Raw genomic sequence first — 24643 nt, 5'->3', positions numbered from 1 at the left:
GTTAACACCCAGGTAACCCCTGACCGGGTATGACTTGGGTCATGCGTGTGCTTGTGGCCGAAGACGAGAAGGCTCTCGCGGACCTGGTCGCCGAGGGGCTGCGCAGGTACGCGATGGCGGTCGACGTCGCCTACGACGGCACGGCGGCGGCCGAACGGCTGAGCGTCAACGACTACGACGTGCTCGTGCTGGACCGCGACCTACCGGGGACGCCTGGCGACGCCATCTGCCGTGACCTCGCGCAAGCGGGTGCCCGTACGAGAATCTTGATGCTGACGGCGGCGGCGTCCGTACGCGATCGGGTCGCCGGGCTCGGCCTCGGTGCCGACGACTACTTGCCCAAGCCGTTCGACTACGCGGAACTCGTGGCACGTGTCCAGGCCCTCGGACGCCGCAGCCGGGCGCCCGTCCCGCCACTGCTGACCCACGGGGACATCGTCCTCGACACACCGCGCATGCAGGCGTTCCGGGACGGCCGCTATCTGGCGCTGTCGCGCAAGGAGTTCGCCGTACTGGAGGTCCTCATGCGGGCGGACCGCGCGATCGTGAGCGCGGAGGAACTGCTGGAACGGGCCTGGGACGAGCATGCTGACCCGTTCAGCGGGGTCGTGCGGGTCACCATGAGCAAGCTGCGCGCGAAACTCGGCGACCCTCCGGTCATCGAGACGGTCGCAGGCAGCGGATACCGCCTGTCGTGACGCTCAGGGTCCGGCTCGCCGCGCTCTACAGCGTCCTCTTCATCGCCACGTCCATAGCCGTGCTGGTCGCCGTCAACGTCTTCATCACATACGCCGTTATAGGGCAAACGACAATCGAAACGGCCACCGTCCGTCCCGTCCCTGACGGCAAGCCCGTCATCGTGAGGCATACGGCCTTCAGCGGCCCCGAACCTTCGATCATCACACTGGTCGTGGGGGTGGTGCTGGTCGCGGTTTCGATCTGGGCCGGGTGGTGGCTGGCCGGGCGCACGCTGCGGCCATTGGGGCGGATCACGGCGACCGCCCAGCGGTTGTCGCTGACGAACCTGGACGAACGGATCGCGCTCAAGGGCCCGAAGGACGAGTTGAAGGAGCTGGCCGACACCTTCGACGCCATGCTCGACCGGCTCGAACGCGCGGTGACCGCACAGAGCAGGTTCATCGCGAACGCCTCGCATGAGCTGCGGACGCCGCTCGCCATTCAGCGCGCGGCCATCCAGATCGGCCTGGCCGATCCCACCCCTGACCGGATCGACCGCTTTCGAGCGGAAATGCTGGAGGCCAACCGGCGGACCGAGCGGCTGATCGACGGACTACTGGTGCTGGCGCACAGCGAGCACGGCCTCGACGACGTCGAGGCCGTGCGGTTCGACCGGCTCGTCGCGGACGTTGTCGCCGCCTTCCCCACGGTCAAGCTGCAGTCCCAGCCCACCCCCGTGGTCGGGGATCCCGTACTGCTGACCCTGTTGGTGACCAACCTGGTTGACAACGCGGTCCGGCACAACGTGCCCGACGGGAACGTCGAAGTGCGTGTGACACCAGATGGTGGGCTGGTCGTGTCCAATACCGGCCCCGAGGTCCCGGTCGAACGCATACCCGAGCTGTTCGAGCCCTTCCGCCGCATGACCCCCGACCGCACGCTGAGCGCCGACAGCGCAGGCCTGGGCCTTTCCATCGTCGCTTCAATCGCGAGAGCCCACGCGATGACCGTGACTGCACGACCGAATCCGGGCGGCGGCTTGACGGTCTGCTGCCGCCTCTCGAGACTTGCGGGCCCGAGCCAATTCCGGGGAGCAGTAGGCCGGTGAGTGGCGAGGGACCGACGTCCACGTGTTCACGACCGGGTGGGGTGAGCCGATCCATCCCGACATGGTGAGTTCGCTGATCGCGACCGTGATCAAGCGCTACACATCCCCAGCATCAACACCAACTCGATCACCGTCCACGCCGCCAGCCTGAACCTGCCCGCGGCCGTACGCACCACCGTTGCCCAAGGCCGCTACCTCAACGCCGCCACCGCCGCGCAACCGGTCGCGGTGCTCGGCTCGGACGCCGCCGCCCGCCTGGGCATCGCCCGGATCCACCCGGACGCCCGCATCTGGGTCGGCGGCCAGTGGTTCTACCTCGCCGGAATACTCCAGCCCGCCGCCTTGACCCCCGAGATCGACTCCTCGGTGCTGGTCGGCCGCGCAGAAGTACCTGAACTTCGACGGCCACCCCTCCACGGTGTACGTGCGCGCCCAGACCGACCAGGTGAGCGACGTGCAGTGCGGCGCCGGGCATCGGCATGCCCTGTGACCAGGTAGAACATCCCGGCAGACGATACCGTGCCGAAACCGCCGGCTCGCTACAAACATGGGTCATGACGAACGACCCCTGCCACGCCGGCCGCCCGCCACCGCCATACCCCGTCCTCAGCATCACGGGTGAGCACCACCGCAACCTGCGCATGATGCCGCCCCTGTTCGTCGAACTCCTCCTCAAACGACGAAAGGACGCCCTATGTGGCCTCGAATCCGGGAAAGTCATTCTTTGACCAGACCCCGCACCGATCCCTTGACCGCCCTTCTCGCCGCCGCGTTGATGCTGGCGGCATCGGCGGGCACCGCCGTCCCGGCCCACGCCGCCGCGAAGAGCAAGATCGACTGGCATGCCTGCAAGGACGCCAAGGGAGCGGTCGAGTGTGCGACCATCAAGGTCCCGCTCGACTGGTCCAAGCCGCGCGGCCAGACCATCGAGATCGGCCTGGCCCGCCGCAAGGCCACCAAGCCGGGCGCCCGCATCGGCTCCATCCTCATGGACCCGGGCGGCCCGGGAGTCTCCGGTGTCGACGAGCTCAAGCGGAAGCCGGACCTGTTCACCTCGGCCATCAGCGAACGCTTCGACGTGATCGGCTTCGACCCTCGCGGTGTCAACACCAGCACCCCGGTCAAGTGCTCCACGGAGTTGCTTACCCAAGCGGATGAGGCCAAAAGGCAGGCCAGCCGGAGCGCGGCCGACTTCGCCGCCCTCAGACGAATCAACCAGAAGCTCAGCCAGAACTGCCGCAAGCTCACCGGCCCCCTGTACGACCACGTCGACAACCTGCACGTCGTCCGGGACATCGACGCCATCAGGACCGCCCTGGGCGAGAACAAGATCACCCAGGTGGGGTACTCCTACGGAACCCTCATGATCCAGCAGTACGCCGAGAAGTTCCCCCAGCACGTGCGGGCCCTGGTCGCTGACGGCAATGTGGATCGCGGCCTGCGAACCGCGTGGGACTTCTTGGATGGCCAGACCGCAGCGATGGAGAAGAACTTCGTCCAGTGGGCAGACTGGTGCGACGAGACCTCCGACTGCGCCCTGTACGGAATGGACGCCAGGAAGGTCTACGGTGTCCTCCGCGAGCGTGCCAAGAGCGGGAAACTGGTGGACCCGACCACCGGTGTGAAGGTCGACTTCGACATGCTGACCAGCAGAGCCTCGGCCGTCAGCGGACCGGAGTACTGGAAGGACCTGGCCACGATCTTCAAGTCGCTGTACGACGGCACAAGTTCGTCTTCACCTTCACCCTCGCCTTCGACGACGACCACGCCGCAGCAGCCCAAGCTGCCCGAGGTGATGACCAACCCGCGGCAGGCGATGTGGTGCCAGGATTGGACCTTCGAGATCAAGAACTACTCCGAGCTCAAGAGCTACATCGCCCGGCTGTCCAAGCGGTACCCAAACATCGAGTGGAACCCCAACGCCACCGCCGGCGCACTGGACTGTGTGGGGTGGCAAGGCAAGACCACCAACCCCCAGAAGCCTCTGCAGGTGAAGGACGGTCTGCCGCTGGTCATGATCGGCAACATCAATGACCCCATGAGCGTGTACGCGTGGTCCAAGAGCTCCGCCAAGCAGAGCGGTGCGTCCCTTGTGACCTACGAAGGGTTCGGGCACACCATCTACCCGTCCACCGTCGCATTCGGGCCGAGCACGTGCATCAACGACATGATCGACGCCTTCCTCATCGACCTCAAGACCCCCGATGAGGGCGTCAGCTGCCCGGCCATCGAAGTACCGGGTGAGGGCACGAGGCCCACACCTCTCCCTGGCTCGCCGAGCTGAACCCCTGCTTCTCGCACGCTGCCGACCGCGCCATAACCCCTCAGCAGACATGAAGAGGGGACATCGGGACGCGAGCAGACCGGCTCGGGGGATGACTCCGCCTGAGCTGGTCTGCTTGGCTGCCATTCGGCCTTTCGGCCTTTGGAGGAGACCAGTACGGAGGTGAGCTTGTGGATGGGGCCGGGTTGCCGAACACGTCGACCGGTCCCAACGCTGGCAAAGGATGGTTGTCCGATCCGTCACAATGCCTTGTGTGATTGTGGATAAGGCGATCTACTGCAATGGCGTCCGTGAGACCGTATCTGGCGACATCAGCGACGCATTCAACGACGCCCGCGCCAAAGGCGGCTGCTTCCTGTGGATCGGCCTGCATGAGCCCACCCAGGAGGAATTCGACCTGATCACCAGCGAGGTCAAGCTGCACCCGCTGGCCGTAGAGGACGCCATCCACGCCCACCAGCGGCCCAAGCTCGAACGCTACGACGACACCTTGTTCGTGGTGCTCAAGCCGCTTCTGTATGTGGAGGAGACCTCCGATATCGAGGTCGGCGAGATCAACCTGTTCCTGGGCGGCGACTTCGTCATCAGCGTCCGCCACGGCCAAGCCAACCCGCTGAACGGAGTGCGCCGGCGCATCGAAGCCGACCCGGCATTGCTCGCCGCCGGCCCTGCCGGAGTGCTGTACGCGATCTGCGACCAGGTCGTCGACACCTACTCGCAGATTTCCCACGAGGTCGAACAGGACCTCATCGCCCTGGAGCGACGGGTCTTCAGCGGCGAGTACGCCGATGTCACCGAGGACATCTACTCCCTTAAACGCGAGGTGCTGGAGTTCCGCGCCGCGCAAGATCCTCTGGTGCCGGTCCTTGAGGAGATCGTCAAAGGCCGGGTAGAGCTGTGCACCGTCGCCCGAGACCAGTTCCGTGACGTCCTGGACCACCTGCTCCGGATTGACGCCCAGGTCGATGAGCACAACGAATTGCTCACCAGTGCATTGAGCGCCCATCTGGCTCTGGTGAGCCGGGAACAGAGCGCCGCAGCGATGCAGCAGAACGCCGACATGCGCAAGATCTCGTCCTGGGCCGCTCTGATCGCCGTCCCGACCATGATCGCGGGCGTCTACGGCATGAACTTCGATCACATGCCCGAGCTGCACTGGTTGCTCGGCTATCCGCTGAGCCTGAGCGTCATGGTCATCGCCGTGATCATCGTCTACCGGCTGCTGCGCAAGAGCGGGTGGCTGTGATGACCCCGAACCCCTTCCGCCGCAGGCTCTCTCCCAGCAGGCTCTTGCTGGCCGCAACCATCGCCTGGATCCTGTTCCTGACAGTCATCATCTTGCTCGCCCCCAGCGGTTCCGGCCCCACCCCCTGAGCCGTCACGCCGGGCGCGAACCGCGCCTAGCTGCGCAGGCGCGGAATCTACTGCACGATCCCGGAGAAGGCCGACCAGGTCCACAATCGCAGGAAACGCGGCTCCCGCGGCGGCCGGCCGCCGAAGTTCGACAAGACCGACTACAAGGAATGCCACGCGGTGGAGTGCGGGATCAATCGCCTCAAACGCCACCGGGCTGTGGCCACCAGGCACGACAAGCTAGCCGTCCGCTACGAGGCAACCGTGCTGGTCGCAGCCATCAACGAGTGGCTGTGACCACTCACACAGCGCGCTCCATGCACACCAGTTGATCCCGCTCGTCCCATGACTCGGTGACGGTGAAGCCGAGCCGTTCGTACAGGGCAATCGCACCTGCCCGCCATTTCCACACCGACAGCTGTACGGCGCTGACGCCGCTTTCCGCAGAATGCGCAAGTGCGGCGCTGAGCAGCCCGGACGCGATGCCTCGGCTCCGGAATGCCGGGTCCGTCCAGAGCCTCTTGACCTCTGACCGCCCGCCGACGGAGGCGGTCACCACCAGGCAGCCCACGGCGGTGTCCCCGCTTAGGGCCACCAGCACGACATCGTCGACGAACGCGGTGTGCGGGTCCAAGATTTCCGCCCGGTAGCGGTCCGGCAACCCGTCCACATCGGCAACGGCCTCGCCCTTCTCGGCCTCCGTCCGCAGATGGTAGGCCGCCAACAACCCGGCCAGCCCGTCTTCAGTGGAAGGGTTCTGACCTGGCCAGCGGACGATGACAACCTCGCATTGATCAGTCATAGCGGCAGCATCACATGACCCATGCCAGCCGCCAAACGAGCCCCTTGATCCACTTTCGCAACAGCCCCGGGCGGTGGTGGACGCGCCGGACGGATGGCTGTCCTACTGGCGGTTTACTGGGGCTCAAGCACCTCACGTTCGTCTGGCTCGGTGACGAAGGAGCCCATGCCGGACTCGGTGTGGATGAGGCCGTCTGCTCGGAGAGCGCGCATGACCTTCTGGGCGGTGGCGTTGGCGATGCCGAACTCTTCCACGATGGCGATGAGTGAGGGGATGCGCTCGCCCGGCTTGTACTGGCCGGTGCGGATGCGCTCGCGCATGATCGCGTGGACCTGGCGCCACCTGGGCTGATTCGGCTTCAGCTCGACCATGACGGCAACCGTAGGAAGCCATGTCGGGCGGTGCGGTACCTGGCCGGCGAGTGCGGCATCTGGCAGTTCCTCGACATCGGAACCGGGCTGCCGACGCAAGAGAACGTCCACCAGGTGGCCCAGCGCACAGACCCGCGGGCTCGCGTCGTGTACGTCGACAATGACCCGCTCGTGTTGGTGCACGCCCGGGCGCTCCTGGCCGACACGCACGTGATGGCCGGCGACCTGCGCGAGCCATGGACCATCTTTGAGTGAACCGCACGTGCGGGGTGTGATCGACTTCTCCAAGCCGGTGGCGGTGCTGTGCGCGATCCTGCATTTCATCCCGGATGAGGATTATCCGTATGGGATCGTCGCCACGCTGGTCAAGGCGATGGCCCCGGGGTCGTACCTGGTGATCTCGCATGCGGAGCGGCACCGGGACCTGATGGCGGCGACGGCGGCCTATGAGGGGGCGACGCCGCCTGAACCTGCCGCAACTGATCACCTCATTACGAGTGAACGGCGCTGCCAGGTCGGCGAGCTCGCGGCCTGGTCGGACGGTAGATACGGGCTGGTGGCGTGTGATCGTGTAAGGCGGTGTTGCTGTACATCGTTCAGCGTGACTGGTCGACGGCAGCGGCTCAACTGCTGATCTTTGTCCTCACCTCCGGAGACAGGTTGTCGATGCATCTACATCCAGGCGAGACCGAGGCCGTTGGCTGGCGGGTGGTGACCGTGCTCGACGCCGTCCGGCAGCTGCGCGATGCATCACCCGACGTCACCGGACGTCCGCGGGTGATCGCGATCGACGGCCGGGGCGGCGCCGGCAAGACGACCCTGGCCGAGCGGCTACGCAAGGTGGTGCCCAACTCCGCCATCGTGCACACCGACGACATCGCCTGGAACCACGCCTACTTCGACTGGGGCGCCGTGCTCGTCGAGAACATCCTGCAACCCCTGCACCGGGGTGAGGCGGTGGACTTCCGCCCTGATGCCTGGATCACCCACGACCGGCCCGGATCGATCACCATCCCCGCCGGTGCCGACTTCATCTGGGTCGAGGGCACCGGCATCATCCGCGAAGAGCTTGCCCCGTGGTTGGACGCCTCGGTGTGGATGCAGGGTGACCTCGATGAGCAAGAGCGCTTGTTGGTCGTCCGCGACGGTGACTCCCCCGAGCAGCTGGAGCACGTGGCGAACTGGCTGCTGGAGGAACTGCCGTTCATGTTGCGAGAACAGCCGTGGGCGCGAGCCATCATGATCGTCTCCGGCCCTCCGCAGATCGACCACGACCCGGACACCGAGTTGGTCGTCGCCCCGCCGACCAGCCCTTAGGTCGGCCGACCCACCCGCAGAACGCGGGTGAGCGGTTCGAGATCAAGAACGCCGGGGTAGAGCGTCCCGAGGAACGCCCCGTGCTGACCGTCTCGGAGGTTTTCGCGCTGGCCGATGTTGTGCCTCGCCGGTTCCGCGCCCTGGTGCTCCTGGCTACTTTCGGCGGTATGCGATGGGGTGAACTCGCCGCCCTCCGGCGTTACAACCTCGCCTCACGGCACGGATGGCGAAGATCGAGGCGTCGGTCTCGGAGATGAGGACGGGGAAGCTCGTCACCGGCCGGCCCAAGTCGGATGCGGGCGCCTGGATCGTCCCCCTGCCGCAGATCATCGTCGGTGACCTGTCCTGGCATCTCCAGCGGTTCAGCGAGTCGGAGCATGACGGCCTGGTCTTCGTGGGAGAGAAGGGCGCCCAGCGGCGAGCCGGGCGCGACCGCCCCGCCGCCACGACGTCTCTCGATTCCGCCCGTCATCGGAAGCGACGCCCTCATCTAAGCCCCCGGATCATGAAGACACGGTCACACAAGGCACGAGCCGGCCCAGCGGGACACCGAGCCGGCCGCCCTCAATCCTTAGTTCTGGTGGCCGGACTGACTCTGGTCAGACTGACCGTGGCCGGACTGACCGTGGCCGGACTGACCGTGGCCCGACTGACCGTGGCCGGACTGACCGTCGAAGTCGCGTGGGTCGAAACCGTGGTGATGGGCGTAGTCGGAGGACACCACCTTCCACTTGCCGCCAAACCACCGGGCGAAGCGGTGACCGTCGAACCGGTAGCGGTCGCCGTGGTCGGAGCCGTACCAGTAGCTGTGGGTGTTGGTGCGGGTCCACCACCGCTTGCCGTCCCAGCGCTGCGTGTCGGTGTTGTGTCGCACGACCTTGGTGACGGTGACGGTACGGCTGGCACTGTCTGATGTGGCCGCCGAAGCGGCGCCCCCCGTGGTGAAGATGATGCCGCCCGCGACCGCCAGGGTGGCGGCCGCCGTTGCCAGGCTACTCCGTGTGATCTTACTCATGGTCGTATCCCCCTAGATACGCACGCTGTCCCAGTGGCTTCAGAAATGAGCGTGCAGCGTGTTACGTAGGGGTTAACGATGCTTACGTTCCCTCTAGTCCCAATCATCCCATGATGTGACAATCCTCACTAATGCCCGAGTTCTGCACTTTAATCCGTTATGTTACGTTTCAGGCTCGCGTTCCTCATCCCGAGCGGCGTGTCCGACTTGTGCTCCTGGTCGGGCCACGTCCGCCTGCGTGACCACCCGGGCTGGGCAGTCACGCCGGCGGATGTGTCAGTTGTCGAGCAGGCGGTCCCCGTCGATTGTTTGGGCCCACTCGGCGAAGCTGTGCCACCGCACGGCCGGGTACCTGCCCCCGCAGCGCGGCGATGTCGAGGAAGTAGGTGTTGTGCTCGAAGGACGCTCCCGCCGAAAAGATCATCGATGCGGCGCTGAGCTACCGCGCGATCTCGTTGTGACGCGACAGCTGTCGGTGTGCTGATCCATGTGCTCAGCCGGGTACGAGCGAACGTGCCCAGTTACCCGGTGGTGTGCTGGTCATGTCCAGGTGCGGTCGAGGAAGTCGGCGATGAGTCGGGCGATTTCGGGGAGGTTTTCCTCCAGCGCGAAGTGGCCGGTGTCGAAGAGGTGGAGTTCGGCGTCGGGGAGGGGGACTCGAACCCTAACCTTCTGAGAGCGGAAGATGATCCGCTCTACGCGGCTTATGTGCTGATCCTCGTGCTCGGCCTGCGGCGCGGTGAGGTGCTTGGGCTGGCGTGGGACGGCATAGACCTCGTCGGCGAAGAGGGTCTGGCCAGTGGACTGGCGAATCCCTTCGCGTTCTAGATCGCTATTCTGACCCGGCGTGGGAGTACCGAGGAAAGATCATGCGATCAAAGATCAGCTTGGATGCGCTGGGTGAAGAACTCGCCCAGATCGCCGATTCCTCGACGATTATGGCTCTACCGGCAGCCGAGGTCAGCGCGCTTGAAGAAGTGATCGGTGCGCCTCTGCCTCGGGAGTTCCGCTCGTTTCTGCTCCGGTTCGGTCCTGGTGTGCGCCCTGGCCCGGTGCTCGACCTGGAGTGGATCATCGATGAAAAACGACGAACCGCGCCGGCTCCCGACCCTGCAGACCGGCGTTGTCAGAGTCTGGCACCGTGCCGCGGCTATGAATTCCCGAAAATGAGTAATGCTGGGGCCTTCGCGACGTATCTAATGGGGTGAGGGGGTCCGCTCTGGGGGCCCATATCGCGTGCCTCGGGCCGTCCGCGTCAGCGATCTTGAGGAGAGTAGTCGCCGTGTCGCATTCTCCGGAGCCTGCCTACAATTATGCCCTTCCGAGGGCATTTCCCTTCTACATCACGTGCGACGTGTCCCACTCGATGCACGCCCCCCGCGAGGACGGCAGGCAGACTCCGTTCGACATCCTTTCCAACTGTGTCGGGGAGCTGCTCTTTCAGCTCGAGGCCGGTGATCCGGGGGTGAGCGAGGCCGCGCACGTGTCCATCGTGGCCTTCCATGACAGGGCCGACGTGGTGCTCCCGCTCACCCGGCCCTGTGACGCGAGCAACATCCCCGCGCTGCCGAAGGGTGGTCAGACCAATTACGAGCAGGTGTTCCTGACCCTGCGGCAGCTCATCCAGGCCGACTGCGCCCGCCTGGCCGGGCAGTACCAGCTCAAGACCCCGGTGGTCTTCTTCATCACCGACGGCGAGCCCTTCGTCGGAAATGGCCGCCAGCCTGCCGAGGTCTGGCTGCCCGCCCGTGCCAGGCTGACCGACCCCGCGTTCCCGCACCGCCCGCACATCACGGCGATGGGCTTCGGCCAGGTCACCGAGCAGACCCTCTGCCAGGTGGCGACGTCCTTCCGGAACAACCCGTTGGCGTACGTCGCGGACGAGTCGATCCAGGCGGTCAAGGTGGTGGCGGCGATAGCCCAGGCGGTCCAGGACAGCATCGGCAGCTCGATCAGGAATTCCGACTTCGTGATCCCGATTCCGGCCGGCATGCGCCGGCTCCCGTGCGGAGGCTCCTGATGGGCCCGCCGGGCCGGGTCCGTACCAGCGCGGTCGCCGCCCTCGTCATCGGGTTCGCCGTCGCGGGCTGCAGCGGGTCCGGCGACTCGGGGCGGCAGATCATCGTCAACGCGCGGGCGGGAGAGCGTGAGCAGCTCGTCGCCGAGATCTACGCCGCCGCGCTCGACCGGGCCGGCCTCGACGGCGTCGCCAAGAAGGTGGCCGAGGTCGCGGACTACGCGAAGCAGCCGGACGACGCACGGGTCGCCGTCGACTACGACCTCGACGTGCTCGTGGCCGCGTCGCCGGGCCCGTCGACGCCGGACGACCAGCGACTCCTCACCGCCCTCCCCGGGCACACACTCGTGAGCAGGACGGCGATCCAGAGCCGCGCGGTGCTCGCCGTGTCCCCCTCGCTGCAGCGGGACGTCCGGACGATCGCCGAATTCGCGCAGAAGTACCAGAACAACACGGCCCGCGTCACTGTCCTGGTCCCGCCAGAGTTCGGCGTGTTCAACCGGGCGCTGACCGACCGGGGACTCGCCGTCAGCAATCAGGCCGACCAGGCCGCCTTCGACGCCGCCCTGACACGGTCCGGTTTCACGGGAGGCGCGATCGTCCCAGCCGGCTCGAAGAAGGGAAACCTCGTCCCGCTCGAAGACCCGGACAATATCCTGCCCCCCCGGACGCTGAGCGTGTTCGCCAGCGACCAGGTCGCCAAGGGGGACCCGGAGGCCGAGCGGGTGCTCCAGGAGGTGACGGACGCGCTCACCCCGCAGGTCGTCGACCGTCTGCTCACCGAGGTGAAGAACAACGGGAAGAGGCCGGCCGACGTGGCGAGGGACTGGGCGGGCGACAACGTGTCGACGTCGTCCGGGTTCCCTCTGGCACAGATGATCCTGGCCCTGTTGCTGGGCGGGGCGGCGGCGTTCACCGCGCTCTACCTCCTCGGCTGGCGTCCCGCGACGACCGCCGTGCGTGGGGGGAGGCAGCCGCACGTGGCGACACCCGATGCGCCGCAGTCCGCTGCCACGCAGGACACCCGCGTGGTCGTCGGTCCCGAGCCCAGGCGGATCGCCGTGCACCTGCCCTGGAGCACCACCTCGGCCGATGCCGGGCTTGCGCTCGACGGAGGCCTGGTCAAGGGCACGACAGTGCGCGCCGCCACGGTACGGGGCCGCACGCACAGTTTCCGCGGCGAGACCCGGCAGGACGCGTACGGCGTGCGGCTCAGCAGCGACGAGCGGTGGGTCATCGCGGTCGTGGCCGACGGCCTGGGCAGCGCGCGCCACGCGGAGATCGCGTCCACGGTCGCTGTCAGGGCCGCGCTGGACGGGATCGACTCCGCGTTGCGGTCCGGTGAACGCCCGCAGAGCTGGGACTGGAAATCTGTGTTCGCCTGCGTGTCCGACACGGTCCGGCGGACCACCGAGTCCCTGGGCTCGCCGCGGCCGGGCACCAATACCGAACGCGCCCCTTCCGCACGGCCCGGGACCACTCTGACCGTGGCCGTCCTCCCTTCGGAGGGAGAGGGGCAAGCCGTGTGCGCCGCCGTCGGCGACTCCCCAGCCATCCTCGTCACCGGCGGCCAGTGGCAGGCGTTGGCGGGCGGGGGAGGGGGCGGCGACAACGTGACGGCGGCGATCCCGGGCGACCTCGCCGACATCCAGGTCCAGGTGTTCTCGTGGCGCGCGGGTGACCTGCTGGTGCTCAGCAGCGACGGCTTCGCCGCGGGCGTCGCGGGCGGCCGGACCCCGCTGGCCCAGCGGCTGTCCCAGACCTGGCGCACGCCGCCGAGCCTGGTGGACTTCGTCCGGGAGGTCGACTTCCGCCTCTCCACCTTCGACGACGACCGGACGGTGGTCGCGATCTGGGCCGGACGCCACGATACGGCCGTGCCGTGACGGATCTTCCGATGATCGTCCGCGTTGGCGAGCTGACGTTCACCGGGGAGGGGCCGGTGCTCCGTGACGGAGGGCAGACGGACGGACTGCAGCTCTGTATCGCCCCCGACCAGCGTACCTACCTGTTCAAGAGGTACAAGTCCGAGACCGCCGACGAGGTGCGCGTCCCTGCGCTGCACTCCATGATCCGCTGGCGCAGGGAGCTCTCGGACGAGGAGCGTGCGGTGCTGGACGAGAGGTGCGCCTGGCCGATCGCCGCCGTGGGCACGCCCGCCAGGGCCGAGGGCATTCTGATCAGGCTCGCCGAAAGGTCGATGTTCGAACTACGGACCTCCGGCTCGGGCGAGGTGACCGAGACCCCGCGTCACCTCGACGAGCTCACCCGGAGCCCGGACCGTGCGAGGCGGATCGCGCAACGGTACGAGGTGAAGAAGGCGTACTACGAGCCGCCGTACAAGCTGGCCGTGCTCGGTGAGCTGCTGGACACCGTCACCTGGCTGCACCAGCACGGGTACGCGGTGGGGGATCTGCAATTGCGCAACGCCGTCTTCACGATCGATCCGCGTCCCAAGGCGTACCTCCTCGACTGCGACTCCTGCGTGCCGCTCCTGGGCGAGGGCGCGATGCCTCCCGTCGACCCGGAGCAGTGGAAGCTCCCGGTCGAGCAGCGTGGGGTGGCCTTCGACGTGACCTCGGACCACTACAAGTTCGCCTGGGCGGTGGTCCGCTGCGTCCAGGAGACGGTCGAAACCTGGCAGCCGGATCCGGTGGTCCTCCGGAGGGTCATGCCGTCGGCCCTCGCTGACACGCTCATCGAGTGCAGCCGTACCCTGCCGCCGCCCGGTGTGCGGGAGCGGCTCCGAGAGGCGGCCGCGGTGTGGCCGAGGATGGTCATCGGGGAGCGGCTCTACGTCAACGTGGACGGTTTCATCAAGAAGCCCTGGCCGACGGGCGAGTCGGCCGTGACACCGGCCCCGATCACTGCCACGCCTCCGGGGCCGGCCACGCCTGCGGTGCCGGTCACCTCGGCAGGTTCGGCAGGTTCGGGAGGAAAAGTGAAGTGGGCGGTCGTGGCGGGGGCCGTGCTGATCGTGCTCTTCTTCCTCATCATCGCCCTGGGTAAGTGACCTCGTTCAAGGGGAGTGAATCAAATGGCAAGCACCAGCAGTGTTCCGGGCGTCATGACCGGATCCCCCGCGGGGTAGCCGATGTTCCGCCACCTCTCGACGCTCGCCGTGTCATTGGCCGTGTTCCTAAGCCCGGTGCCATCGTCCCCCACGCCAGCCGTGCCTGTCGGCTGTGAACCACCCGACGTATTACGCGGGCAGGAGCTCCAGATGGCGAGAGACACGCTTCTAAGCGTGCCGGACGCGGACATCGACATCCAGGTGATTCCCCAGACCCTCCTGCCGACCTCGATGTCCTACGTGATCGACTATGTGGTGGAGAACTGCTCGGCGGACCACGGCATCGCCATCCAGGACGACGTGGTCTACACGGTCATCCTCGAGGTCGGCCCGAAGGTCCCAGATGTGCAAGGCCTTTCCCGCGCCGACGCCGAAACCGACCTCGACGCCGCCGGCCTGGGCAAGGACCCGCAGCCGGCGAGCGCGAGCGCCGACTGGAAGGTCGACGGCCAGGATCCGCCCGCGGGCAAACTGGTGAGCTTCGGCACGACCGTGCGATTAGACCTGGTCCCCCCGAATCCGCCCTCGCCCAAGATCACCACTCCGGCACCACCGCAGGGGAAGCCCCAAGTGACCGTGCCGCCGCTGATCGGACTCGGCCCGGCAGCGGCCAGGCGGCAACTCTCGGAGGTCGGCCTGGTGCTCCGCGTGGATCCCGACTCGCCCGAGACGGGGGAGATCAGCAGTCAGGATCCCGCGGCCGGAAGCCAGGTTTCCGAGGGCGCGACCGTGACGGTGTCACTGCAGGAGGCGGTGACGGAGGCGCCAAACCGGGGCGGCGGTGGAGGCGGGGGCAAAACGGGTCCTGGGAAGATCTCCACCAACGACAGTGGCTCCTCTTCGCCGCTGGTCCCGACAGGCCTCTTGGGGGTCGTCCTCGTGGGAGTGGCACTCGCCCTCGTCCTCGTCGCCCGTACCCTGCGGGCCCGCCGTACCGTGCCAACGAGCGACCCGCACCAGGCCCAGTTCCAGTCCCCGTCCCAAACCAAGCCGTATCCCCAGTTCCCGTCCCAAACCCAGCCCCAGCAGGTGCCGTCGATCCACTGCGATCCGCAACCCGATCCCGCCCCGCGCCTGGAGATCCACCTGACCGGCTCTCCCTCGCATGGCGCGGCCCCGTCCGCCCCGGTACCGGACATTCGGGTGGAGCTGTTCGCGGACCCCGGCCGCCAGGAACTGAGAGAGGTCGTATCGTGACAGTCCACATCGAAACCGAGCCGGGCACCGCTGATCTCCTGCTCTTCGCGGACCCGAGGAACGCGGCGGTGGAACTGTCGCGGGTCCTCGACGCGCGCCGCACGCTCGAGCGGGTCGAGGACGGCGCCCAGCGAGCTGGCTCGGTCTTCCGCGACGCGCTCAACGGCAGGGTCGCCGAAGCGGGCGGCGAACTGCTACGCGGCATCGACCTGGGCGCGGTACTGCTCGGCGGCTGGCAGCGGTACCGGGAGCTGGCGCTCGCCGCGCGCAGGAGCGTCGAACAACCCGGAAGCACTGAAATGGTGCGGCTGGCCGGACACACGATCACGTCGAAGCACGCCCCCTACGTCGACGTGTACGTCGAAGGTCAGCACGTGGCCCGCGTCGACTTCGGCATCGACCTGGAGTTCGACGTCGTCCTGCTCCAGGCGAGCATTCGCAACGGTCGCCTGATGAGCCTGCGCGCGGGCGACTGCACGGCGAGCATAACGTGGAGCGTGGAGGGCTTTCCGGTGGCCCAGAACACGGCGAGACTCACCATGCCGCTCCAGCTCAGGCTCGGTGAGGGGATCCCTCTAGGTGGAGCGGACGCATCGCGATCATGAGTGCGTCACCGCACGGCGTCGACTCCTCGGAGGGTGCCGGGCATAATGCCGGCGGCACGACGCCCCACCTGTGGGCGCCCAGAATTCAGCCGCCGGGTGTGACCGGGCCAACACAAAGGCCCGTCCCAGGTTTTCCCTGGTGACGGGCCTTTCGTGTGTGGTGCGGCCGGAGGTACTCGAAACCCCAACCTTCTGATCCGTAGTCAGATGCTCTATCCATTGAGCTACGGCCGCCTGCTTGCCTGGATAAGCATAGCGGGTCTTGGGGAGTGTGCCGAACCGGTATCGGAGGCGAGTTGGTGCCGGGTGATGGGGGTGGATCCGGGGAGCCGAGGGCCGTGTGGCGTCCTGCCTGGGTGTTCGGCATTGGTATCGGGAGCGGGTGTAGGTGCGTCAGGGGGCGGCTACCACGCGGATCTCGAAGTCGAGGCCGCTGACGATCTGGCCGGCTCTGATCTTGCAGGTCTTGCGGAGCTCCACGTCGCCGTCGACCATGACGTTGCCCTCGGCGATGAAGTGCTTGGCTTCGCCGCCGCTCTCGGTGACGGAGCAGTACTTCAGCAGGTCACACAGAGGGATGAAGTCGCTGCGCAGCTGGAAGGTCTCTTCCAGGAAGTTCTCGTCCACGTCCTCAGCATAGGCAGAGCCGCAGGAGGCGGGGATATGTCCGGTTCGCGGGGGGGGACGAGCCAGCCTATGGCCAGGAGGGGGGAGACGTCCGGCGCGGGCGCGGAGCGGCGCGTACGCAGTGGCGTCGGTGGGGACCTCCAGCGGGGGACACTCGTGAAATCGATTTCGAAAGCCCTCTAAACCGGACAATACGTCTGCAAAGTTTCGTGATCCCGGGCGTGGCGCGATCCGTGGACGGCAATGACCACCTCGGTCACGGACGTGGCTCTCAAGGTCAGGACCTGCGGATCGAAGGCATGAATCAGCAGCCAGGGTTGTACGGAGGCGCTCTCTCGGCGCAGGTCGCCGTAGCGATCGGGCTGACCTGCCTTGGAGCTATGATCATCGTCCTGGCACTGCTCATGCGGCGGCGCAACAGGGTCGTGGCGGCGCAGACGCACACACAGCACGTCACCGAGTTGCACCGGCTTCTGCTCCGTACACAGTACGACTATCCGCGCCCGAGCTTGGCCGATCTGATCCAGTCGTCTCGCCGGGGCGGCCTGACGATACGTCTCCACGTGGCCGGATCGCCCCGCGACCTGCCCGATCCCGTCGATCTCGCCGGCATGCGGATCATCCAGGAGGCCCTGACCAACACCCTCAAACACGGCATCGGGAGCGCCACAGTGGTCCTGAGTTACCAGCCCGGTGTGCTCACCTTGACCGTGGACAGCCCCATGAACGGGAAGACGCCGGCCTCCCGGGGCCCGCACGAAGGGCTGGAGACCATGCGTCGCCGTGCCGGCAACGTAGGCGGATCGGTGTCGGCTGGACCGTACGAAGGCGGCTGGCGGGTACACGCCGAACTGCCGTTCCGGCAGCTGTAGCCGGAGTCCGGCGGCGTCGACGAGAGCCGCGCGCCCATTTCGCCCATTCGCCCGTTTCGCTAAGCCCTTGTCCTCCGCGGGTGCGGGTCCGGGTCCGGCTACAGGTGCGGGCCAGGTGTGGGGGTGGAGGTAAGGGACTGGGACGGGTTCGAGTTCCGGTTCGGGGCGGAGTCCGGGTTCGGTGTGAGGTGCTGCGCGGGCCGCGGTTTCTTGGGGAAGAGGGTGTAGCTGAGCGGCCACAGCAGGGCGATCGCGGGTATCTTCGCGAGGCCCGCCATGGACGCCGAGAGCGCCTCCGTGCGCGACGGGTCACCGATGGCCCAGATCGTGATCCCCAGCAGCGCGCATGCGATGCCGTACGCGAGCACGATGCGCAGCCAGATGGCCCATTCGTATCCGGCCCTCGCCATCCCTCCGGCGGGCGGCTTGCGCGGTGGCGGGCCGCCGGCGAGGCGGTGCGCGGCCACCTCGTCCGCCCAGCGCAGCGTGCGGTGGCCGAAGACGACCGAATAGGCGATGTACGCCGCGGCGAGCCCGTGGCTGTAGGTGGCCGAGCCGCCGGTCCGGAGGTCGGCCACCGTGGCGACGAGCAGGACGACATCGACGAGGGGCACGCAGAGAAGGAGCGCGCCGCCGAGACGGCGGGCGCGGAGCGCGTACCGGGCGAGCAGTCCGAGGGCGAGCAGCACCCAGAAGCCGATCTCGCAGCCGACGATGACAGCAAGGATCATGCTCTACAGCCTTGACCATGTGCCGGGGCCTGTCGTCGTCGGCGGTGATGAGCCGGGCTACATCTTTCTATGTACGAGCGCACCCTGCCGGAGGCGGTGCCGGGCGGGCGAGTGTTGCTGATGGAATGACGATCTGGTGGAACGTGATGAGATGAGGGCCATGGAGGCGGTTCGGCAGGATGCCCTGATGGCCGCAGGAGCGTTCGCCGGTGGGCTGATCCTGCTCGCGGGCGGCGCCTACGTCCACCGCGGCCAGCCGGTCGCGCTGCTCACGATCCCGCTGGGGATCACCTGCCTTGGCGTGCTGGTGCGGCGGCGCGCACCCGTGGCGGCGCTCGTCCTCGGCGTGATAGCGGTCATCGCGGACGCTCGTCTCGCTCCGTCTCTCGGCACGATCCTAATATTTACCGACAACATCTACGCGGCGACTCTGTACAGCTCGCATCGGCTGGCGACCTGGCTGGTCCGGGCCACCTCCGTACTCGCCGTCGTGGTCGGCGCCATCAGCGGTTTCGTCGCGAAGGACTGGACCGCTCTGGCGATCGGCGGCGTCCAGGCCGCCTTGGTCCTGACGACCCCGGCCATCACCGCTATGACGGTCAGGCACCATCGTGACCGGGCGATCGCGGAAAGGACCCGGGCGGACCAGACGGCCCGGCTCGCCGAGCTGGACCGCCAGGCGGCCGTGACCAGCGAGCGTGCCCGCATGGCCCGGGAACTGCACGACATGATCGCCAACCATTTCAGCGCGGTCGCCATCCAGTCGGCGGCGGTGCTGGCCAGGCAGGATCTCGACCCCCAGGTGGTACGCACGGTGCTGGAGTCGATCCGCGAGAACAGCGTTCGCGGCATGGCCGAGATGCGCACCATGATCGGGCTGCTACGCGCCGAGGACGACGATCCGGGGCCGGTCGGGCATCGCCTTAAAGACGCCGCTGACCTGGTAGAACGGTCCCGCCGTGCCGGCATGCACGTCGAGCTGGCCGTCTCGGGAACGCCTGGCGACCTCGCGCCCGCGATCGAGCTGGCGGGCTATCGCATTCTGCAGAGTCGCTGACGAACGCGCTCAAGCACGGTACGGGCCGGGCGGCCGTCACCGTCGACTACGGGCGCGACCACATCCTCCTGGCCGTCGAGAACCCGGTCGCTCGTACCCCGGCGGCCCTTCCGGGCTCCGGTACAGGACTGATCGGCATGGGCGAGCGGGCCACGCTCGTCGGCGGCTCGTTCGCGGCGGAACCCTGCGGGGACGGGTGGCGCGTCACCGCCACGCTGCCCGCGCGTGACAAGCCATCCGAGATGGACGGTGGCGATCACGCCGATGTCGGGACCGGGCCACCCGAAGCGGTCGTTGGTACCAAGCCGCGCGGCATGGACGGCGGTGCCGCCGGTGCCGGGCCGTACGGGCTCCGGCCGGCCGTGAGCGCGGCGGGGGTGGACGAGTCCCACCCCGTCGTGGGCAAGGTGAACGGATGATAAGGGTCCTCGTCGCCGATGACCACGCGGCGGTGCGGGCGGGCGTGGTGCTGATCCTCCAGGGGCAGCCCGACATCGAGGTGGTCGCCGAGGCGGCCGACGGAGAGGCGGCCGTCGCGTCGGCTCGCGACCTCCGGCCCGATGTCGTCTTGATGGACATCCGCATGCCCCGCCTGGACGGGATTTCGGCGACGCGGGAACTGAGCGGGATCGCCGACGTCCTCATCCTGACGACGTTCGATCTGGACGAGTACGTCTTCGGGGCGCTGCGCGCCGGGGCCGCCGGTTTCCTGCTGAAGAGCACCGACGCGGACGACCTCGTCCAGGCCGTACGACTGGTCGCGCGCGGCGACGGCCTGATCTCCCCTTCGGTGACGCGGCGGCTGATCACGGCGTTCGCCGAGACGAGCGAGCGCAAGCCGCGCGACCTGGCCGTGCTGACCCCGCGTGAACGGGAGGTGCTGGCCTGCGTGGCGCGTGGTCTGTCGAACGCCGAGATCGCGCGGGAGCTGGACATGACCGAGGCGACGGCCAAGACCCATGTCAGCCGCATGCTGGGCAAGCTCGGACTGCGCAGCCGGGTCCAGGCGGCGATCCTGTACGCGGGGACGTGAACGGGCGAGCGGCCAGACAGCCTCCATCGGGCGGGTTGCCCGGCAGAAGGGCTTGTTACGCGGAGCGGACTCGCCTGCCGGGGACGGTTTCGTGTGCCGGGGCTACTCGGCGATGTAGAGGGAGAGGGTTTCGGCGACGCAGGCGGGTTTGTTCTGGTCCTTCACTTCGATGGTGACCCGGAGGTTCGACAGGGTGCCGGCGGGGGTGTCCGTCACCTCGAGGAGTTCCGCCCCGCCTCGGATCTTCGCGCCGACGGGCACCGGCGCGGGGAACCGGACCTTGTTGAGCCCGTAGTTGATGCCCATCTTCAGTCCCTCCACCCGGAACAGCCGGGTCATGAAGGACGGCAGCAGGGAGAGGCTGAGGTACCCGTGGGCGATCGTCCCGCCGAACGGCCCGTCCTTGGCCCTTTCGACGTCGACGTGGATCCACTGGTGGTCGTCGGTGGCGTCGGCGAAGAGGTCGACCTGGTCCTGGGTGACCTCGCGCCACTCGGTGTATCCGAAGTGCTCACCGGTGGCGGCCTTCAGCTCGTCGAGGTCGGTGAAGATCCGCATGGCGGAATGCTATTCGGTTCCTGCCGGGACGGCCAGGGCGGACCAGCTCGAGTATCGCGTGACCTCGATCAGGATCACCGGCCCTTCGGGCACACGCTCGGTGTACTGGGGGTACTTCGCGACGAGGGGCGCGAGCAGGTCCGGGACCCGTTCCTCGCCCGGCTCGAGAATGGTCGCGAAGCCGTCGGCCCGCACCCACCACAGGCGCGTCCAGTCCTCGTCGTAGTGGTCCGCCAGTACGCACACGTTCGGATTGACGTGGATGTTCCGCAGGCGCCGCAGATGTGTGGTCGTCTTGGGCTTGTGATCGACGGCGGTCACGATGCGGTCGCCGTCGAGGGAGAAGGTCACAGGCACGAGGTGTGGCCTGCCGTCATCGCTGACGGTGGCGAGCCGCGCCACCCGCGCGCCGGCCAGCTTGCTGCGAGCCAACTCGTCGTCGCCCGTCCCGCCGGTCCCGCTCGAACCGCTCTCGACCTTGCCCACCCGCGTATCCAAGCACGTGAAGCGCCCTCGGACGGCGACCGCCACGGACCGATCCCCCGATCACGTGACCGGCCTCGCGATCACGTATCGACCGGCCAGCGATCCGGTGACCGACCTCACGATCGCGGATCGACCGACCCGGGATCACGTGACCGACCGACCCGGCGACCAAGGACCGGCACCGCGTCACGGATGGACCTCGTCGTCAGGGACGAGCCGGCCGCGGCGCGTAGACGTGATCGCCGATGTGGTGGAGAGGAAGGACGCATCGGCGTCCGGCTTCGCTGGTCGCGCATCGTTCGGCTTCGTCTCGCCGAGGCAGCGATGGCGAGTCGAGGGGGAACGCATCCATAAGCTTGCTCTGCCTGTTCTCCAGGGTGGGGCTACCTGGACCGCTCAGATCGTCTCACGTACCGCTTCGATAGTCCCTATGCCCCAGTGGGCGATTTTCCATCTTTTGCGCCGAGCACCCCGCTACCCATCGGTAGCGGGACGATCGCCGCAAAAAACTTGTCATCGCATCACCGATGAGTTTCCGCCGGGCCCGTCGTTTCACTGTTACAACTTCGGTCACCCGGCCGATCACACCAAGGAGGACGCATCGTGGACTGGACGCTTGAACTCGTGGTTGTTCCCGTCTCTGACGTCGACCGCGCCAAGGCCTTCTACAGCGAGCGGCTCCGCTTCGCCGTGGACGTCGACTTCAGCGCGGGCGAGGACTTCCGGGTGGTGCAGCTCACGCCGCCGGGCTCGGCGTGCTCGATCAGCATCATGAAGAACAAGGAGGCGGCCGGCAGCCTCCAGGGCCTGCACCTGGTCGTCTCCGACATCGACGCCGCACGCGCGGAGCTCGTCGAGCGCGGGGTGGACCCCAGCGACTTCTACCACTTCACGGAGAGCGGCCAGACGCCCGGCCCCGACCCGGAGCGCCGCGAGTACGGCACCTTCCTCTCCTTCAGCGACCCCGACGGCAACGGCTGGCTGGTCCAGGAGGTCAAGCGGGCCAAGGCCGAGGCATGAGCGCCACCACAACGGACCCGACGTACGGACCAGTGCCGTGATGACCGAGAACCAGGCCGGCTCCGCGCCGCAGATCACCTCCGTGATCGCCGGCGGGGAACGCGCCTTCACCGAGCTCACCGAGCGGCACCGGCGCGAACTGCACGTCCATTGCTACCGGATGCTCGCCTCGTTCGACGAGGCCGAGGATGCCGTGCAGGAGACGTTCTTGCGGGCGTGGCGCGGCCGGGAGGGCTTCGACGGCGTCTCGCTGTTGCGCGCCTGGCTGTACCGCATCGCGACGAATGTCTGCCTGGACATGCTGCGGCGCAGCTCGCGGCGCCTGACGACGATGCACTCCTTCGCCGAGGTGTCGTGGCTGCAGCCGTACCCGGACCGGCTGCTGGACGAGATCGCGCCCAGCGACGAGCAGCCGGAGGAGATCCTCGTCGATCGGGAGACGATCGAGCTGGCCTTCCTGGCGGCCATGCAGGTGCTGCCTCCGAGACAGCGCGCGGCGTTCATCGTGCGGGACGTGCTCGGCTGGTCGGCGAACGAGACGGCCTCGCTCCTGCGGACGAGCGTCCCGGCGGCCAACAGCGCGCTCCAGCGAGCGCGCGCCACCATGCAGCAGCACCTGCCGGCGCGGCGGGCCGACTGGCCCGCACGGGAGGTGAGCGAGGAGGAACGGGGCCTCCTCGATCAGTTCATCGACGCGCACGAACGGTGTGACGCCGCCGCGGCGGTCGCGATCAGCTCGCGCGACCTCCGGATCACGATGCCGCCGCAGCCGTTCCACTTCGAAGGGCTCGAGGCCATCACCCCCCTCCTCGAACGCGCCCTCGGGCCGGAGAGGGACGGCGATTGGCGCCTCGTGCCGACGCGGGCCAACCGGATGCCGACGGCTGCCAGCTACCTGCGGCGGCCCGGTGACACCGAGTTCCGTGCGTTCAAGTTCGACGTCCTGCGCATCGAGGACGGCAAGGTCAGGGAGATCACGACGTTCGGCGCCGAGCTGTTCCCGGCCTTCGGCCTGCCGCCGACGCTCTGAGGACGGGGGACCGGGTCCGTCACCTGCGACCACGGTCCCCCACTGCCGGTGACGGAGCGACCAGATGTACGCCCTCCAGGCGGATCTCGACCCGGCCTTCGCCGCCTACCAGGCCAATACGCCTCGCATCATCCCCGTCGTCGCGCTGTACCGCAGAGACGCGGCGCGGGCCCACGCGATCGGCGACGAGCTCGTCCGGATCCACGACGGGTTCCGCCAGGAGATGACCGCGCTCCTGTCCGCCGTCGAGAGCACCCTCGCCGCCCCCCCGAGCGCCGCGGGCTCCGTCCCGAACGACTCCGGTACCGCAGGCTCCCTCGCCGGGCGGCCCGCAGGCGAGCGGCCTCCTCACCATCTGAACCGCCGGACCCTCAGTGGGTCTCCAGGGGCATCTTGCGGAAGGGCGGCGGGAACGCCTGGTCCAGCACGCGCAGGTCGTCGTCCGTCAGGCGGATCCTCACCGCGGCCCGGTTCTGGTACACGTGGCCGGGTGTCCCCATCTTGGGGATGGCGCTGATGTTGTCGTGCCGCAGCACCCACGCCAGCGCCACCTGCGCCGGAGTCGCCTCGTGCCGCTCCGCCACCCCCCGCAGCGCGGGGTGGCCGAGCAGCTCCCCCTGTTCGACCGGCGAATAGGCCATGATCGGGAACGGGTACTCCTTGCACCATGGCAGCAGGTCCCACTCGATGCCGCGCCTCGCCAGGTTGTAGAGCACCTGGTCGGTCTGGACGTCCGCGCCGCCCGGAAGCCGTAAGAGGTCCGCCATGTCGGGAGCGTCGAAATTGCTGACGCCCCAATACCGGATCAGCCCCAGACGCCTCAGCTCGGCGAAGCCCGCGAGGGTCTGCGCCAGAGGGACGTGGCCGCGCCAGTGCAGCAGGTAGAGGTCGAGGTGATCGGTGCCGAGGCGACTCAGGCTCGCCTCGCAGGCGGCGATCGTCCCATGGTAGGTCGCATGCTGCGGCAGGACCTTGCTGACCAGGAACACCTCGCCCCTGCGCCCGGCGATGGCCTCGCCGACCAGCACCTCCGTCGCGCCGTCGGCGTACATCTCGGCGGTGTCGATGAGCTTCATGCCGAGGTCCAGACCGAGGCGGAGCGCCGCGATCTCCTGCTCACGCAAGGCGGGATCCTCGGCCATGTGCCAAGTGCCCTGCCCGAGGACGGGGATCGCCTCCCCGGACGGAAGCGCCACGGTGCGCATGGTGGTCAGCAACGTGGGGATCTCCTCCCCGGTGAACGCGAAGGCGGACATGCTCTTCGTCGTGCCGTGACGGCACGGGGACGAACCCGCGGCGAAAGCGGGCCGCTCTGTGCGTCTCAGCATACGCCCCGGCGCTCGCCACCCTCATGAGCAGCCCGGACGTGACGGAAACACATGGGCTGCAGGGCGGCTGCGGTCTTGCGC

General features: G+C 67.8%; 29 protein-coding genes and 1 tRNA gene. 21 read left to right on the top strand and 9 right to left on the bottom strand.

The window, feature by feature from the left end:
- The first annotated feature begins 41 nt into the window (after positions 1–41).
- From MYF83_RS08560 to MYF83_RS42500, 5 genes are all read left to right on the top strand, one after another.
- Entirely contained in the window at positions 42–698 is a 657-nt protein-coding gene (locus MYF83_RS08560; RefSeq protein ID WP_248959683.1) for a response regulator transcription factor, read from the top strand.
- A gap of 59 nt (positions 699–757) precedes the next feature.
- A complete protein-coding gene (locus MYF83_RS08555; protein ID WP_248959682.1) occupies positions 758–1786 on the top strand; it encodes a sensor histidine kinase in 1029 nt (342 codons plus the stop codon).
- A 724-nt stretch (positions 1787–2510) separates the two neighbouring features.
- Entirely contained in the window at positions 2511–4070 is a 1560-nt protein-coding gene (locus MYF83_RS08550; RefSeq protein ID WP_248959681.1) for an alpha/beta hydrolase, read from the top strand.
- 253 nt (positions 4071–4323) lie between these two features.
- The gene (locus MYF83_RS08545) at positions 4324–5316 is read left to right on the top strand and encodes a magnesium and cobalt transport protein CorA (RefSeq protein WP_248959680.1); all 993 of its coding nucleotides are present in this window, start codon (positions 4324–4326) and stop codon (positions 5314–5316) included.
- A complete protein-coding gene (locus MYF83_RS42500; RefSeq protein WP_279339290.1) occupies positions 5316–5444 on the top strand; it encodes a hypothetical protein in 129 nt (42 codons plus the stop codon). Before MYF83_RS08545 ends, MYF83_RS42500 begins: the two co-directional genes overlap by 1 nt.
- 280 nt (positions 5445–5724) lie before the next feature.
- Here the strand turns inward: MYF83_RS42500 and MYF83_RS08540 are convergent, their stop codons facing one another.
- Positions 5725–6225, bottom strand: a complete 501-nt coding sequence (locus MYF83_RS08540) for a GNAT family N-acetyltransferase (protein WP_248959679.1) — start codon at positions 6223–6225, stop codon at positions 5725–5727.
- A 113-nt stretch (positions 6226–6338) separates the two neighbouring features.
- The gene (locus MYF83_RS08535; protein ID WP_248959678.1) at positions 6339–6596 is read right to left on the bottom strand and encodes a GntR family transcriptional regulator; all 258 of its coding nucleotides are present in this window, start codon (positions 6594–6596) and stop codon (positions 6339–6341) included.
- Positions 6597–6626: 30 nt separating this feature from the next.
- Here MYF83_RS08535 and MYF83_RS43645 point away from each other — a divergent pair, with 30 nt between their 5' ends.
- The 3 genes from MYF83_RS43645 to MYF83_RS08525 are packed head-to-tail and all read left to right on the top strand — an operon-like array spanning position 6627 to position 7913.
- Positions 6627–6851, top strand: coding sequence for an SAM-dependent methyltransferase (locus tag MYF83_RS43645; RefSeq protein ID WP_308201419.1), 225 nt, complete (start codon positions 6627–6629; stop codon positions 6849–6851).
- A 16-nt stretch (positions 6852–6867) separates the two neighbouring features.
- Positions 6868–7230, top strand: a complete 363-nt coding sequence (locus MYF83_RS43640) for an SAM-dependent methyltransferase (RefSeq protein ID WP_308201418.1) — start codon at positions 6868–6870, stop codon at positions 7228–7230.
- A gap of 32 nt (positions 7231–7262) precedes the next feature.
- Positions 7263–7913, top strand: coding sequence for a uridine kinase family protein (locus MYF83_RS08525; RefSeq protein WP_248959677.1), 651 nt, complete (start codon positions 7263–7265; stop codon positions 7911–7913).
- 571 nt (positions 7914–8484) lie between these two features.
- Here MYF83_RS08525 and MYF83_RS08520 read toward each other — a convergent pair.
- Positions 8485–8928, bottom strand: coding sequence for a hypothetical protein (locus MYF83_RS08520; protein WP_248959676.1), 444 nt, complete (start codon positions 8926–8928; stop codon positions 8485–8487).
- A 477-nt stretch (positions 8929–9405) separates the two neighbouring features.
- On the opposite strand from MYF83_RS08520, the gene MYF83_RS08515 reads away from it, so the two are divergent.
- The 7 genes from MYF83_RS08515 (at position 9406) to MYF83_RS08485 (ending at position 15820) form a co-directional block, all read left to right on the top strand.
- The gene (locus tag MYF83_RS08515; RefSeq protein WP_248959675.1) at positions 9406–9756 is read left to right on the top strand and encodes a site-specific integrase; all 351 of its coding nucleotides are present in this window, start codon (positions 9406–9408) and stop codon (positions 9754–9756) included.
- A gap of 41 nt (positions 9757–9797) precedes the next feature.
- The gene (locus MYF83_RS08510) at positions 9798–10136 is read left to right on the top strand and encodes an SMI1/KNR4 family protein (protein ID WP_248959674.1); all 339 of its coding nucleotides are present in this window, start codon (positions 9798–9800) and stop codon (positions 10134–10136) included.
- Entirely contained in the window at positions 10133–10948 is an 816-nt protein-coding gene (locus MYF83_RS08505; protein ID WP_308201417.1) for a vWA domain-containing protein, read from the top strand. The genes MYF83_RS08510 and MYF83_RS08505 overlap by 4 nt, the downstream gene beginning before the upstream one ends.
- Positions 10948–12831 (top strand): protein phosphatase 2C domain-containing protein, encoded by a 1884-nt coding sequence (locus tag MYF83_RS08500; RefSeq protein WP_248959672.1) that lies wholly within the window; start codon positions 10948–10950, stop codon positions 12829–12831. The genes MYF83_RS08505 and MYF83_RS08500 overlap by 1 nt, the downstream gene beginning before the upstream one ends.
- Before the next feature lie 11 nt (positions 12832–12842).
- Complete coding sequence (locus tag MYF83_RS08495) at positions 12843–13958, top strand: hypothetical protein (RefSeq protein ID WP_248959671.1); 1116 nt, start codon at positions 12843–12845, stop codon at positions 13956–13958.
- Between the two features lie 210 nt (positions 13959–14168).
- Positions 14169–15215: a PASTA domain-containing protein gene (locus tag MYF83_RS08490; RefSeq protein WP_248959670.1), complete on the top strand. Its 1047-nt coding sequence runs from the start codon at positions 14169–14171 to the stop codon at positions 15213–15215.
- Positions 15212–15820: a hypothetical protein gene (locus MYF83_RS08485; protein WP_248959669.1), complete on the top strand. Its 609-nt coding sequence runs from the start codon at positions 15212–15214 to the stop codon at positions 15818–15820. The genes MYF83_RS08490 and MYF83_RS08485 overlap by 4 nt, the downstream gene beginning before the upstream one ends.
- A gap of 158 nt (positions 15821–15978) precedes the next feature.
- Here the strand turns inward: MYF83_RS08485 and MYF83_RS08480 are convergent.
- Both MYF83_RS08480 and MYF83_RS08475 read right to left on the bottom strand, forming a co-directional pair.
- Positions 15979–16054 (bottom strand) — tRNA-Arg (locus MYF83_RS08480).
- A gap of 159 nt (positions 16055–16213) precedes the next feature.
- Entirely contained in the window at positions 16214–16447 is a 234-nt protein-coding gene (locus MYF83_RS08475) for an RNA-binding S4 domain-containing protein (RefSeq protein WP_248959668.1), read from the bottom strand.
- Between the two features lie 299 nt (positions 16448–16746).
- Here MYF83_RS08475 and MYF83_RS08470 point away from each other — a divergent pair, with 299 nt between their 5' ends.
- On the top strand, positions 16747–17319 hold the full coding sequence (locus MYF83_RS08470; protein ID WP_248959667.1) for a sensor histidine kinase: 573 nt from the start codon (positions 16747–16749) through the stop codon (positions 17317–17319).
- A gap of 98 nt (positions 17320–17417) precedes the next feature.
- Here the strand turns inward: MYF83_RS08470 and MYF83_RS08465 are convergent, their stop codons facing one another.
- A complete protein-coding gene (locus MYF83_RS08465) occupies positions 17418–18050 on the bottom strand; it encodes a hypothetical protein (protein WP_248959666.1) in 633 nt (210 codons plus the stop codon).
- Between the two features lie 187 nt (positions 18051–18237).
- On the opposite strand from MYF83_RS08465, the gene MYF83_RS08460 reads away from it, so the two are divergent.
- The 3 genes from MYF83_RS08460 (at position 18238) to MYF83_RS08450 (ending at position 20140) form a co-directional block, all read left to right on the top strand.
- Positions 18238–19107: a sensor histidine kinase gene (locus MYF83_RS08460; RefSeq protein ID WP_248959665.1), complete on the top strand. Its 870-nt coding sequence runs from the start codon at positions 18238–18240 to the stop codon at positions 19105–19107.
- 137 nt (positions 19108–19244) lie between these two features.
- Positions 19245–19526, top strand: a complete 282-nt coding sequence (locus MYF83_RS08455; protein WP_248959664.1) for a hypothetical protein — start codon at positions 19245–19247, stop codon at positions 19524–19526.
- The gene (locus MYF83_RS08450) at positions 19523–20140 is read left to right on the top strand and encodes a response regulator (protein ID WP_248959663.1); all 618 of its coding nucleotides are present in this window, start codon (positions 19523–19525) and stop codon (positions 20138–20140) included. The genes MYF83_RS08455 and MYF83_RS08450 overlap by 4 nt, the downstream gene beginning before the upstream one ends.
- Positions 20141–20242: 102 nt before the next feature.
- Here MYF83_RS08450 and MYF83_RS08445 read toward each other — a convergent pair whose 3' ends face one another.
- Together MYF83_RS08445 and MYF83_RS08440 are read right to left on the bottom strand one after the other, a co-directional pair.
- The gene (locus MYF83_RS08445) at positions 20243–20698 is read right to left on the bottom strand and encodes a MaoC family dehydratase (RefSeq protein WP_248959662.1); all 456 of its coding nucleotides are present in this window, start codon (positions 20696–20698) and stop codon (positions 20243–20245) included.
- A 9-nt stretch (positions 20699–20707) separates the two neighbouring features.
- Positions 20708–21184 carry a TIGR03668 family PPOX class F420-dependent oxidoreductase gene (locus tag MYF83_RS08440; RefSeq protein ID WP_248959661.1) on the bottom strand — a complete coding sequence of 159 codons (477 nt, stop codon included), beginning with the start codon at positions 21182–21184 and terminating at the stop codon, positions 20708–20710.
- A gap of 603 nt (positions 21185–21787) precedes the next feature.
- Between MYF83_RS08440 and MYF83_RS08435 the strand changes: the two genes are divergently transcribed.
- Both MYF83_RS08435 and MYF83_RS08430 read left to right on the top strand, forming a co-directional pair.
- A complete protein-coding gene (locus tag MYF83_RS08435; RefSeq protein ID WP_248959660.1) occupies positions 21788–22204 on the top strand; it encodes a VOC family protein in 417 nt (138 codons plus the stop codon).
- Between the two features lie 40 nt (positions 22205–22244).
- The gene (locus tag MYF83_RS08430) at positions 22245–23234 is read left to right on the top strand and encodes an RNA polymerase subunit sigma-70 (protein WP_248959659.1); all 990 of its coding nucleotides are present in this window, start codon (positions 22245–22247) and stop codon (positions 23232–23234) included.
- A 371-nt stretch (positions 23235–23605) separates the two neighbouring features.
- On the opposite strand, the gene MYF83_RS08425 is transcribed toward MYF83_RS08430, so the two are convergent.
- Positions 23606–24490 carry an aldo/keto reductase gene (locus tag MYF83_RS08425; protein WP_308201416.1) on the bottom strand — a complete coding sequence of 295 codons (885 nt, stop codon included), beginning with the start codon at positions 24488–24490 and terminating at the stop codon, positions 23606–23608.
- Positions 24491–24643: the final 153 nt, after the last annotated feature.

The organism is Sphaerisporangium perillae, from assembly GCF_023276435.1.
Taxonomy (GTDB): Bacteria; Actinomycetota; Actinomycetes; order Streptosporangiales; family Streptosporangiaceae; genus Sphaerisporangium; species Sphaerisporangium perillae.
The sequence above is the reverse complement of the archived record's forward strand: the minus strand, read 5'-3'. Positions and strand labels throughout refer to the sequence as shown.

Coding starts and splice junctions, on each gene's coding strand:
- MYF83_RS08495 (WP_248959671.1), top strand. CDS start 12,843: ATGATCGTCCGCGTTGGCGAGCTGACGTTCACCGGGGAGGGGCCGGTG.
- MYF83_RS08425 (WP_308201416.1), bottom strand. CDS start 24,490: ATGTCCGCCTTCGCGTTCACCGGGGAGGAGATCCCCACGTTGCTGACC.
- MYF83_RS08490 (WP_248959670.1), top strand. CDS start 14,169: ATGGCGAGAGACACGCTTCTAAGCGTGCCGGACGCGGACATCGACATC.
- MYF83_RS08500 (WP_248959672.1), top strand. CDS start 10,948: ATGGGCCCGCCGGGCCGGGTCCGTACCAGCGCGGTCGCCGCCCTCGTC.
- MYF83_RS08510 (WP_248959674.1), top strand. CDS start 9,798: ATGCGATCAAAGATCAGCTTGGATGCGCTGGGTGAAGAACTCGCCCAG.
- MYF83_RS08560 (WP_248959683.1), top strand. CDS start 42: ATGCGTGTGCTTGTGGCCGAAGACGAGAAGGCTCTCGCGGACCTGGTC.
- MYF83_RS08465 (WP_248959666.1), bottom strand. CDS start 18,050: ATGATCCTTGCTGTCATCGTCGGCTGCGAGATCGGCTTCTGGGTGCTG.
- MYF83_RS42500 (WP_279339290.1), top strand. CDS start 5,316: ATGACCCCGAACCCCTTCCGCCGCAGGCTCTCTCCCAGCAGGCTCTTG.
- MYF83_RS08445 (WP_248959662.1), bottom strand. CDS start 20,698: ATGCGGATCTTCACCGACCTCGACGAGCTGAAGGCCGCCACCGGTGAG.
- MYF83_RS08450 (WP_248959663.1), top strand. CDS start 19,523: ATGATAAGGGTCCTCGTCGCCGATGACCACGCGGCGGTGCGGGCGGGC.
- MYF83_RS08430 (WP_248959659.1), top strand. CDS start 22,245: ATGACCGAGAACCAGGCCGGCTCCGCGCCGCAGATCACCTCCGTGATC.
- MYF83_RS08460 (WP_248959665.1), top strand. CDS start 18,238: ATGGCCGCAGGAGCGTTCGCCGGTGGGCTGATCCTGCTCGCGGGCGGC.
- MYF83_RS08540 (WP_248959679.1), bottom strand. CDS start 6,225: ATGACTGATCAATGCGAGGTTGTCATCGTCCGCTGGCCAGGTCAGAAC.
- MYF83_RS08520 (WP_248959676.1), bottom strand. CDS start 8,928: ATGAGTAAGATCACACGGAGTAGCCTGGCAACGGCGGCCGCCACCCTG.
- MYF83_RS08525 (WP_248959677.1), top strand. CDS start 7,263: ATGCATCTACATCCAGGCGAGACCGAGGCCGTTGGCTGGCGGGTGGTG.
- MYF83_RS08535 (WP_248959678.1), bottom strand. CDS start 6,596: ATGGTCGAGCTGAAGCCGAATCAGCCCAGGTGGCGCCAGGTCCACGCG.
- MYF83_RS08455 (WP_248959664.1), top strand. CDS start 19,245: ATGGGCGAGCGGGCCACGCTCGTCGGCGGCTCGTTCGCGGCGGAACCC.
- MYF83_RS08470 (WP_248959667.1), top strand. CDS start 16,747: ATGAATCAGCAGCCAGGGTTGTACGGAGGCGCTCTCTCGGCGCAGGTC.